The sequence below is a fragment of the Clostridium sp. MF28 genome, assembly GCF_002969175.1.
GTDB classification, from domain to species: Bacteria; Bacillota; Clostridia; order Clostridiales; family Clostridiaceae; genus Clostridium; species Clostridium beijerinckii.
Genome location: NZ_CP014331.1, coordinates 4,407,818 through 4,420,003 on the forward strand (window position 1 = coordinate 4,407,818; position 12,186 = coordinate 4,420,003).

Annotated in this window: 9 protein-coding genes; 8 read left to right on the top strand and 1 reads right to left on the bottom strand. The window is 28.9% G+C overall.

Annotated features, from left to right (window positions below; all coding sequences use genetic code 11):
• Positions 1–69: 69 nt before the first annotated feature.
• The gene (locus AXY43_RS19305) at positions 70–822 is read right to left on the bottom strand and encodes a gamma-glutamyl-gamma-aminobutyrate hydrolase family protein (protein ID WP_023973994.1); all 753 of its coding nucleotides are present in this window, start codon (positions 820–822) and stop codon (positions 70–72) included.
• A 438-nt stretch (positions 823–1,260) separates the two neighbouring features.
• Here AXY43_RS19305 and AXY43_RS19310 point away from each other — a divergent pair, with 438 nt between their 5' ends.
• From AXY43_RS19310 to AXY43_RS19345, 8 genes are all read left to right on the top strand, one after another.
• On the top strand, positions 1,261–2,028 hold the full coding sequence (locus tag AXY43_RS19310) for a transglutaminase domain-containing protein (RefSeq protein WP_023973993.1): 768 nt from the start codon (positions 1,261–1,263) through the stop codon (positions 2,026–2,028).
• 271 nt (positions 2,029–2,299) lie between these two features.
• Complete coding sequence (locus AXY43_RS19315; RefSeq protein ID WP_011968204.1) at positions 2,300–3,409, top strand: ABC transporter ATP-binding protein; 1,110 nt, start codon at positions 2,300–2,302, stop codon at positions 3,407–3,409.
• A gap of 30 nt (positions 3,410–3,439) precedes the next feature.
• On the top strand, positions 3,440–4,384 hold the full coding sequence (locus AXY43_RS19320; protein WP_011968205.1) for a PucR family transcriptional regulator: 945 nt from the start codon (positions 3,440–3,442) through the stop codon (positions 4,382–4,384).
• Positions 4,385–4,794: 410 nt separating this feature from the next.
• Complete coding sequence (locus AXY43_RS19325; RefSeq protein ID WP_023973992.1) at positions 4,795–5,811, top strand: LacI family DNA-binding transcriptional regulator; 1,017 nt, start codon at positions 4,795–4,797, stop codon at positions 5,809–5,811.
• A gap of 92 nt (positions 5,812–5,903) precedes the next feature.
• Complete coding sequence (gene malQ / locus AXY43_RS19330) at positions 5,904–7,391, top strand: 4-alpha-glucanotransferase (RefSeq protein WP_105411985.1); 1,488 nt, start codon at positions 5,904–5,906, stop codon at positions 7,389–7,391.
• A 2-nt stretch (positions 7,392–7,393) separates the two neighbouring features.
• Positions 7,394–9,754: a glycogen/starch/alpha-glucan phosphorylase gene (locus tag AXY43_RS19335; RefSeq protein WP_023973990.1), complete on the top strand. Its 2,361-nt coding sequence runs from the start codon at positions 7,394–7,396 to the stop codon at positions 9,752–9,754.
• 317 nt (positions 9,755–10,071) lie between these two features.
• On the top strand, positions 10,072–11,031 hold the full coding sequence (locus tag AXY43_RS19340; RefSeq protein WP_023973989.1) for a D-2-hydroxyacid dehydrogenase: 960 nt from the start codon (positions 10,072–10,074) through the stop codon (positions 11,029–11,031).
• 66 nt (positions 11,032–11,097) lie between these two features.
• The gene (locus AXY43_RS19345) at positions 11,098–11,982 is read left to right on the top strand and encodes a hypothetical protein (RefSeq protein ID WP_039769715.1); all 885 of its coding nucleotides are present in this window, start codon (positions 11,098–11,100) and stop codon (positions 11,980–11,982) included.
• The last annotated feature ends 204 nt before the right edge of the window (positions 11,983–12,186 follow it).

Genomic DNA, 12,186 nt, shown 5'->3' on the forward strand with positions numbered 1-12,186 from the left:
TAAATCTTATGAAAGGCAAGTATACAAAGATTTAATTGCATAAGGCAACTTGAATTTAGGGATTTTAAATTATTTTTTATGATCTAATGAATTATTTTTATATGAAGCATTTATAAAAGCTTCAAAAAGTTTAAGCATATTTTTATCGTTATAAGCAGTCATAATTTCAGGATGAAATTGCACACCGACAACAAAATTTTTCTCACAACTCTCAATAGCCTCAATCACTTTATCCTTAGAGTAAGCCGTAACTTTAAAACCGGGAGCTAAATCTTTAATTGCTTGATGATGAAAGGAATTAATTAGCGCAGTATTTCCCAAGATCTCATATAAAATTGAGCCCTCAATAATTTCTAAAGTATGGCTAGCCGCTCCATCTTTTGTTTGTTGATGATGTTTTATATAACAACCACTCATATCAGATAAATCTTGATATAATGTGCCGCCAAAAGCTACATTTAGAATTTGATGACCTCTACAAATTGCTAAAATAGGTTTATTAAGTTCATAAGCTATTTTTACAAGTGCCAGATCAAACTCATCTTTATCAGGGTAAATATAACCTAATTTAGGCGATGGTTCTTCATTATATAATAAAGGATTTATATCTATTCCACCAGAAAGAACTATGCCGTCAAGTAGTTCGACTTGTCTTCTAATGGATTCTTCATCAGAAAGAATAGGAAGTATAATTGGAACACCGCCTGCTTTAATTACGGATTCAACATAATCATTGCCAAGTGATTCTACAACTGAGTGCGAATATTGAGTTTCATGTTTAATAACTCTGTTTGAATTTATGCCTATAATTGGTTTGTTCATGATTTGTATACCTCCCTTAGCATATATATAACTTATAATATATATGTATAAATAAAGATTGTCAATTGTGCATAAATGGAAGGAAAATAGGGAAAAGTCAACAATTTATAAACAAAATATAAATAAAGTATTAATTTATATTTACAAAATGAATAAAGTAAGTACAATAGAAGTAATGATAACTTATTTGTTACTCTCTAGAAAGTCATGGTATTAGATAATCTGCTAATATTGTGCCTTTTGTGAGTATAAATTATGAAAAAGATTGATTTAAAATTTACGTTCAAAAGGAAAATATATTCGCTTGGCAGATTTCTCTCACATATGCTTAAAAAAGGCAGCTGAGTAAAAAATCTCAAGAGTCAGAGTCGCAAGCGAGTTTGGTCTACATATGATGAAATTGAAAGTGTTGAAATGACATGGGGGAACATATTAATTATGAAAAAGTTTTTCAAAACAATAATGATAGCAGTTGTTATTATACAAGCTATAACTGTAACTGCATTTGCGTATGATAAAGTTAATAATATGAAGAGTATGGAAAATCATATTTATAACCATCTCGAAAATAGAGATACTGATTTTACTATTTTATATACAGGGGCAAGGTCGGAATTTGAAGAGAATATAAGTAATTGTATTAAGGATGCATATTCAAAAGATGATTACTTAGAGAGATCTTGGCTAGAGATAAAGCCTAAAGCAAAGGTGACTGAAAATGGTATCGAGACAACTTTAGATGTAAAATATCTGACAACTAAGGAACAGGAAAATTATGTAGATAATGAATTAAAGAGAATTACTAATTCTTTAATTAATAAGGATATGTCAGAGTTAGAAAAAGTACAGGCTATAAATGAGTATATTATAAATAGATACGAATATGATTATACTCTAAAATCTACAAGTGTTTATTCTGCATTGACCACCTCATTAGCTGTATGCCAGGGGTATGCAATGACTGCTTATAGAATGTTTAACTATGCAGGAATAGAAAATAGAATTGTAGTCGGGAAAATTAAGGATGTTTCTCATTCATGGAATTCTGTAAAAATTCAAGGTAATTGGTATCATATAGATGTTACTAACAATGATTCAAGTGATAAGAATAAGTACTTTTTAGTTGGAGATAGTACTTTAATTGAAAATAATTATACTTGGGATAGAGAAAAATATCCTAAATCATTTAATGGATATTATAAATAAGCTTTTATTTAATGGATTGTAACATAATCTTACTGCTTAATCGAAGTGTTGTATATAAACATTAAAATATTATAAGTAAAGCATATATCTAGTTTTGATTAGTATATGCTTTTTTTATTATCCTTTTATATTATTTCACAAAAAAGACAAGAGAGTTTTGTAAATTCTCAATATAGAATATAAAGGATTACATATAGTAAAATGAATATACAGAAAACATTAAATAAAATATAAATTGAGATAATTAAAGCAGAAAAGGGAGGAAATAAATATGGCAGATTTGTCACTAAGACATATTTATAAAATTTATGAAGGGGATGTAACTGCAGTAAAAGATTTCAATCTAGAAATTGAAGATAAAGAATTTATAGTTTTTGTAGGGCCATCAGGTTGTGGTAAATCTACAACTTTAAGAATGATTGCAGGACTTGAAGAAATATCTAAAGGTGAATTATATATAGGTGGAAAATTAGTTAATGATGTAGAACCAAAAGAAAGAGATATAGCAATGGTTTTCCAAAACTATGCATTATATCCACATATGACAGTGTATGATAACATGGCATTTGCTTTGAAATTGAGAAAAGCACCTAAAGATGAAATAGATAAGAAAGTTAGAGAAGCAGCAAAGAGATTAGATATTGAACATTTGCTAGACAGAAAGCCAAAGGCTTTATCAGGAGGTCAAAGACAAAGAGTTGCATTAGGACGTGCTATTGTTAGAGAACCAAAGGTATTCTTAATGGATGAGCCTTTATCAAATCTTGATGCAAAACTAAGAGTTCAAATGAGAACAGAAATATCAAAGCTTTATCAAAGTTTAGGAACAACATTTATATACGTTACTCATGATCAGGTTGAAGCTTTGACAATGGGAACTAGAATTGTTGTAATGAAGGACGGTGTAATACAACAAGTTGATACTCCTCTTAATATATACAATACGCCAAATAATTTATTTGTTGCAAGCTTTATAGGAAGTCCTCAAATGAATTTAATAAATGGTATTGTAAGTGAAAAGGAAGGAAAGTTATATTGTAAATTTGATGAAAATAATATATTATTGCCAGAAGAAAAAGCTAAAGTATTAAAAGAAAAAGGATATGTTAATAAGGAAGTAGTATTTGGTATAAGACCTGAGCATTTAGATGATAATGCTCAAATAATTGAAAATAACCCTGCAGCAACTTTAACTGGAGATGTAGAAGTTGTTGAACGTATGGGTGCTGAAAGTTACATTTACTTTAAGTCAGGAAATAATAATATGACTGCAAGAGTTGATGGAAGTACTAAAGCAGAACCTAAAGACAAGATTAAATTATATGTAGAACATGAAAATATTCATGTTTTTGATAAAGAAACAGAGTTGAGAATTTGCTAGTATTAAATTAGTGACAATTGAGGTGAGGGAATGAAGGGATTAGTGAAATATTTACAAGAAATATATGAAGATTGTGAAATACCATTTGAAGTTTATGTGGACGATGAAATTATATTTAAGGCTAATCCTAATTCTTTTAGCGAAAATATACTTGAAGATACATTTTTTATTGGACCCAAAAGTTTCAAAATAAAAACAGAAGGGGACCGCAAGGATTTCATAAGAATATTAGTATTTTGTATCAAAGATAGGTATAAAGATAGTTATAACAAAAAAGAAAAAATAGTTTCTGAGTTATTACAAGGCTTAAGTATATCTAAGGAAAAGATTAAGGAAATTATGCCGCCAATAAAAGAAGAAACATTTTTAGTTACTTTAAATTTAAAAGAAAAAGTAACAGAGGCATTAGAGGCGTTAAAAAATGTTTATAATAATAATGATGTAACCATTCTTATATTTGAAGATACAATCATTTTAATTGGAATTTTTGAAGATATAAAGGAGCATGTATCTAGTATAAGTGAAACAATATACTTCTCACTTTACGAAAAGTGTTATATAAGTTATTGTCATATTGGGGATTATGAATTATTGAACAAGTTATATAATGAAAATATGTATAAAATTAATTTAGCTAAAAAGTATAATGTATCTCAAATGGTATTTGGATGTAACAGCCTTTTATTTGAAGAAGTTATGGATAATTTAAATCAGGATATTAAGGAAAAAATACTAAATAACTTTAATGAAAGTTTTTCGAAGTTAGATGAAGATATGTTAAAAACTATAGAGGTTTTCTTTAAATCGGACTTAAATTTAAGTGAAGCTTCAAAAGGATTGTATGTTCACCGAAATACTCTAATTTATAGATTAGATAAGATACAAAAATACACAGGTTACGATATAAGGAAGTTTAATGATGCTGCATTATTCAAGATAGCCTTCTTTATTTGGATTCAAAAGAATAAAATTTAATAGATATAGCTAGAAATCTTATCTGAAGATCGTTAAAAGTAATCTTCAGATAAGATTTTTTATTTTTAGTCATGTAAATATAAACAAGTAAGAATAAATAAAAAAATTGTTGGTTTATAAGTATCGTAATTACAAAAAAATACTTAATAAGACAGCCATTATGTAATCATAAATAGAAAATTAAGAAAATATAATATAATTTCAGGAATTTATTGTATAAATATTCCGCGTTTGTTAAAATGTTATTAAAGTTAATTAAATAACTGAATTGTTATATAAACATGATTACGAATAAAACGAATATAATATTGTATGCTTAAATATCTATTTAATCAAGATTTTTGAATTAACAGGAAATTAAGGTAACGATACCGAACTATTATAATTTAATAGTTATGCAGGAGATAAATATGAATATAAAGGATATAGCAAAATTAGCACAGGTTGGAGTCAGCACTGTTTCAAGAGTATTAAATAATCATCCTGATGTTAAAGAAAGTACAAGACAAAAGATTTTGGAAGTAATAAAAGAAAGCAATTATATACCTAATAATAGTGCTAGAATACTAAAACAACAAAACACAAAAAATATAGGAGTTTTAGTAAAAGGCGTATTCAATCCATTTTTTTCTCAAATGATTAATGTCATAGGAAATATAATAAATCAAAATGGATATACAATGATATTGCATCAAAATGATTATAAGAATGACCAAGAGGTTGAAACTTTAATAGCTTTTATAAAAGAGAAGAAATTACAAGGAATTATCTGCTTAGGCGGTAATTTTGCTGATATTACAGATGACTGTTTTAAAGAAATAAATGTCCCTATAGTACTAACTTCTGTCAATACTGTTTCAAAACAAGGCAAGGAATATTATTCATCGGTTGGTATAGATAATGTTAAAAGTTCATATGATGCAACCTCATATCTGATAGAAAAAGGTCATAAAAAAATAGCATTAATTTTAGGAGAAGCTGATGATATAGGCGTAAGCATATTAAGAATGCAAGGATATAGGGAAGCATTAGAAAAAAGTAAAATAAGAATTGATGATGAGTTAATTATTGTTGGTGGATATTCAAGCAGAGGCGCATATAATGAAACACTGGAATTATTGAAAATAAGAAAGGATATTACTGCATTTTTTGCTCTTTCAGATATTATGGCTATAGGTGCTGCTAAAGCAATTCTTGATAGTGGGTTAAAAGTTCCTGAAGATATATCAATAATCGGATTTGATGGCATGGATGAAAGTGAATATTATAATCCTAGTATAACAACAGTAAAACAGCCGGACAAGCTAATGGCAACTATGAGTATAAATTTATTAATATCTCAGATTAATGAAAGAAAAGAAAACCAACATATATTATTAGAAACTAATTTAATTGAGAGGGATTCATGCTTCAATTTGTTAAAGTAATGGTTATTGATATCTAAAGAATATTAAAAAGGGAAATAATATATATAATAATTTAAGTTATTATTATATTCCTAGAGGGTGGAGGAATGAGAATGAAAAGAGGTAGTGGAATCATTATGCATATTGCATCTTTGCCAGGTAGATATGGAATTGGAACATTTGGAAAAGAGGCATATGAATTTGCGGATTTTTTGAAGAAAGCGGGTCAAAGTTTTTGGCAGATACTTCCCTTAGGACAGACTAGTTATGGGGATTCACCATACCAGTCATTTTCGGCATTTGCTGGAAATCCTTATTTTATTGATTTTGATATTTTAGAGTCTGAAAATTTGATAAGAAAGTCCGATTATGATGAAATAAATTTTGGTGATAATCCAGAGCGTATAAATTATGAATTGTTATTTAAAGAAAAATTGAAAGTATTAAAATTGGCATATGAAAATTTTAAGCAGAAACAATCTGAGAATTTTAAGAATTTTGAAAAAGAAGAAGATATGTGGCTTGATGACTATGCTACATTTATGGCCTTAAAGAATAAGTTTGACCTAAAAAGTTTTCAAACATGGGATGCTGATATTAAATTGAGGAAAAATGATGTTTTAAAGAACTATAAAGAAGAATTTAGAGATGAAATTCAATACTGGAAATTTGTTCAATACGAATTTTTTAAACAATGGACAAACTTGAAAAATTATGTTAATGAATTGGGAATTAGAATTATAGGTGATATACCCATATATGTTGCAGAGGATAGCGCAGATTTGTGGAGTAATCCAAAAGTATTTTTAGTAGATGAAGAAACGTTAACTCCAATAAAAATTTCAGGCTGCCCACCTGACGCATTTTCTTCAACTGGGCAGCTTTGGGGAAATCCTATTTATAATTGGGAGTATTTAGAAGGAGAAAACTATAAATGGTGGATAAATAGAATCAGGCAGAGCTTAAAGCTTTATGATGTAATAAGAATAGATCATTTCAGAGGCTTTGAGGCATACTGGTCCATACCTTATGGAGATAGAACAGCTGTAAATGGAGAATGGGTAAAAGGACCAGAAATGAAATTATTTAATGAAATAAGAAAAGAACTTGGAGATATAGAGATTATAGCTGAGGATCTAGGTCTATTAACTGAAGATACTATAAAATTTAGAATAGAGACTGGTTTTCCAGGTATGAAAGTATTAGCATTTGCCTTTTCAGGTGATTGTGAAAATCCATATCTACCGCATAATTATGAAAGAAATTGCGTGGCATATACTGGGACTCATGATAATGATACTATAAAAGGTTGGATTCAAACGACAGGAAGTAAGAATGAAGTTGAGAATGCAGTTGAATATTTAAATCTTACAGAAAAAGAAGGGTATAATTGGGGATTTATAAGAGGAATATGGAGCAGTGTTGCGGATACATCGATTGCACTTATGCAAGACTTCTTAAATCTTGGAAATGAAACTAGAATAAATTTACCGTCTACTATTGGAGAAAATTGGACATGGAGAGCAAAAGATGGTGTTTTTACTAATGAGTTAGCAAATAAAATATATAGATTAACTAGAATTTATGGAAGGTGTGAGTAAGTGTGGATAAACAAAGAATAAGAGATGGTATAGAAAGATATTTAAAAGTAAAACATGCAGTAAAGTTGAAGGATGCTCAGGATTATGAAATTTTTAATGCGCTTTCATTAACTATTTTGGAGGAGATAATTGATAATTGGAATGAAACAAGTGAAACTTATAACAAAGGAAGAATGGCATATTATTTATCAGCAGAATATTTAATGGGAAGAGCTCTAGGTAATAATTTAATGAATTTAGGTTTATACGATGAAGTTAAGGATGTTTTAAAAGAGTTAAATATAGACTTAAATAGAATCGAAGAAATAGAAGAAGATGCAGGACTTGGTAATGGTGGGCTTGGAAGACTTGCAGCATGTTTTGTGGAATCTGCAGCGACATTAAACATGCCCTTAGTTGGATATGGAATAAGATATAGCAATGGGTTATTTAAACAAAACATTGAAAATGGGTTTCAAACTGAATGTGAAGATACATGGTTAAAGTATGGGGATTCATGGAGTGTTAGAAAAGATGATGAAATTCAAATAATTAGATATTCAGATATGACAGTAAAAGCAGTTCCTTATGATGTACCTATAATTGGTTATGGAACTAAAAATATAAATACTTTAAGATTATGGCAATGTGAGGCTTTAAGAGAATTTGACTTCAATCTATTCAATAACCAACAATATATTGAAGCTGTATCAGCAAGAAATAAAGCAGAGGATATATCAAGAGTATTATATCCAAATGATACAGCAGAGGCAGGAAAGATATTAAGGCTTAGGCAACAATATTTCTTCTCAAGTGCGTCTATGAAAGATATACTAAAAAAACATAAGGCTAAATTTGGAGCAGATTTTTCTGAATTTGTAAAATACAATGTGGCACAATTAAATGATACTCATCCAACAATATCAATTCTTGAATTTATAAGAATATTAGTTGATGAAGAGTATGTAGAATTTTCAGAAGCATTATCAATAGCTAAAGAGTTTTTTGGATATACAAACCATACAATACTTGCTGAGGCACTAGAAAAGTGGGATATAAGATTAATAGAAAGATTATTCCCAAGAATACTTCAAATTGCACATCAAGTTGATGAAGCATTAATGAATGAGCTAAGACAAAAAGGATATGACGAAGGCGCAATATGGAATTTTAGAATTATTGCAAATAATCAGATGAGAATGGCCAATTTAGCCATATTTGTTGGGAGAGCTGTAAATGGTGTTGCAGCACTTCATACAGAAATTTTAAAGAAGAATGAATTAAATCACTGGTATCATTTATATCCAAATAAATTTCAAAACAAAACTAATGGAATTACACCAAGAAGATGGCTTAGGCTCTGCAATGCAGAATTATCAGAGCTTATTACAGATTTGTTAGAAAGTGAAGATTGGATTAAAAATTTAGAGCTTCTTAAAGGTCTAGAGAAATTTAAAGATGATGATGCAGTGCTTGAGAGACTTATGGAAATTAAGCATGAGAAGAAAGTTCAACTAGCAGATTATATTAAACAAGAAGAGGGAATTAATATAGATCCAGATTCATTCTTTGATATTCAGATTAAGAGATTACATGAATATAAGAGGCAGTTATTAAACGCCTTATACATTTTAGATTTATATTACAGAATAAAAGAGAATCCAAATTTAGATATACCAAAAACAACATTTATATTTGGAGCTAAAGCATTCCCAGGATATAGAAGAGCCAAGGGGATTGTAAAATTTATAAATGAAATAGCTAGACTTGTAGATAATGACTCAGAAGTTTCTAAGAAAATAAAAGTTGTTTTTGTTCATAATTATAGGGTGTCTTATGCTCAAAAACTATTTCCAGGTTCAGACTTATCTAAACAAATTTCAACTGCTGGGAAAGAAGCTTCAGGGACAGGAAATATGAAATTTATGTTGAATGCGACTCCAACATTTGGAACTTATGATGGTGCTAATATAGAAATTGTTCAAGAAAGCGGAGAGGAAAATAACTATATATTTGGACTTAGAGTAGATGATATTGAAAGAATTAAGCATGACTATGATCCAAAATGGTATTATAGAGAAAATCCAAGTATTAAGAGAGTAGTTGATACTTTAATCGATGGTACACTAGATGATGGAAGAACTGGATACTTTGAAGATTTATATAATGCTTTGTTAGAAGAAAGAGATCAATATTATGTACTTGCAGATTTTGATTCATTTAAGCAGACTCAAGAAAGAGTGTTTGAAGATTATAAGGATAAAAAGAAATGGGCTCAAAAATGTTTTGCTAATCTATATAGTTCAGGAACATTTTCAAGTGATAGAACTATAAAGCAATATGCAGATGAGATTTGGTATATAAAACCAGCCCCTATTAAATGATTATTGATTTAAGAATAAAATAATTAAGAGTTATGGAGAGAGAAAAATTTTATATCCATAACTCTTTACTTTTTTTACGTATTATAGTCATTTTTAATTACTTAAAATCAATTTTTAACACATGAATACGGAATTGGTTGAGTTGTAAAATAATTACGTATAAGTTTACATTTAAATTTGTTTACGGTATTATTAATATAGAAAAATAAGGTATGTATTCATAAAGTTAGCAAGTAAAATCATAATTTTTGAGAACTTCTTTTTTTATCATTATAGAGTAAATAGGATTATTTTAAAGTTGGAAAAGGAGATTGAGTATGAAGAAAATAGTAGTATTGGATGGAAGAACTTTAGGAAATGTAGACTATATTAAATTAAATGAGTTTGGCCAGGTGATTTATTATGATTTGACATCTGAAGAAGAAGTTGCAGGAAGAATTAGAAATGCTAATATTGTTTTAACTAATAAAGTTAAGTTAAACAGGGAAAATTTAAAAGATGCGAGCGAATTGGAATTAATATGCGAAATGGCTACAGGATATAACAATATAGATATAGAATATGCTAAAGAAAGAAATATTGCGGTAACTAATGTAAGAGGATATTCGACTACGACTGTAGCTCAACATACTTTTGCTATGTTACTTCATTTATACGATAATATAAGTTATTTTGATAACTTTGTTAAATCTGGAGAGTACTCAAGATATGATATGTTCACAAATTTAGAAGCACCATATAAAGATTTATGTGGTAAGATATGGGGAATAATTGGACTTGGAGCCATTGGAAAAAGAGTAGCTAGAATAGCTCAAGCTTTTGGTGCAAGAGTAGTATACTATTCAACTTCAGGAAAAAATTCAGATTCAGATTTTGCAAGAGTGGAGTTTGAGTCTTTGTTAAAGCAATGTGATATTATTTCAATACATGCTCCTTTAAATGAAAAAACTGAAGGATTATTAAATTATGAAGCTTTTACTAAAATGAAAAAGGATGCTGTTTTAATTAATGTTGGAAGAGGGCCTATAATTGTGGATGAAGATTTGACCAGAGCTTTAGATGAGGAGATAATAGGTGGTGCAGCTTTGGATGTATTTAAAGAGGAACCTATTCCAGTAGAAAACTCACTATTAAAAGTAAAAAATAAAGATAGGCTGATTTTCACACCGCATGTAGCGTGGGCAAGTGAAGAAGCTAGAAGTAGGTTGTTTTCAGATTTATTAGAAAATATAAGTGCGTATAATAGAGGAGAAAAAAGAAATAGAGTAGATATTTAAAGATTAGCAATTTGGGATAAATTATAAGAATAAACTAATAAAAGCTTAAATTAGCGGGAGGCTTTAATGAAGAATAATAGGGAAATTTTTTATGGGACATCGGCATTAAGATTTTATAACAAAAAAGATGTTATAAATGGAAAAGTTATAAAAATAAACCCTGCATTAATTACTATACTGGATAAATTAGATGAATCACTTGATATTGATACAATTCAAGGTAAGGTGATTGAAGAAGTAGAAATTTTGCTAAAACAAGGTAATATAAAAACATTACATGTGGATATAAACTTCGATGATTATAGCAATTTTGGAAGTGATGGTCCAAGCCTTAATTCTCACATTTTTAACATAAGCTTTCTTGAAAGATTAAATACGATAGCTGGATTATATGAGGTATTTTTGAATGTACATTTACTTACGGATTATCCTAAGATTCATATAAAAGAGATTAAGCACATAAATGTTGGGGCTGTATGTTTTCAGCTAGAAGTAGTGAAAGATCGCCAGGAATTAAAGGAAATTATAGGTGAGATAATTGAAATGGGAGCTTGCGTAAGCCCTGTGATTGAGGTTGTCGGAACGGATAGATTTATTCCGAAAACTAAGAAAGAAATACTGGAATTTATATCGCCATTTCAAGATAAGATTGGAATGTTAACATTCCAAGTGGAGGCTACAGGTGCACGTTCAAGTAATTCATTTGGGATGTTGAATTCGAAAGAAATAGCAGATTACATTAATTATTTTACTAGAAACTTTGATGGAACAGTGCAGATGCAAGGTGGAATTACTACTGAAACTATAAAGTCAGCCATTAAATTGGGAAGCGAGTTTTTAGTATGCGGTACAGAAATATTTAATAATAAATTAGGATATTCTTCAATGGAAGTTATAGAAAACATGCTTAAAGAAGCAGATAAAGCATTGTGTATTGAAAGAAAAGAATAAGTTAAAATATTATTAGTGAGAAAAGCTTGAATAATTTAGATGCAAGGTATAAATGATTTGTTCATTTATACCTTCTTTTAATATGTAAAGGAAATAATTAATATGAGAGTATTTGTCTGTTTTTGATACCTGATATTTACATAAAGAACTTCAGCTGGTTTTATTTTTTGATTAGTGTTAATATATATAAGTGCTACAAGTAAT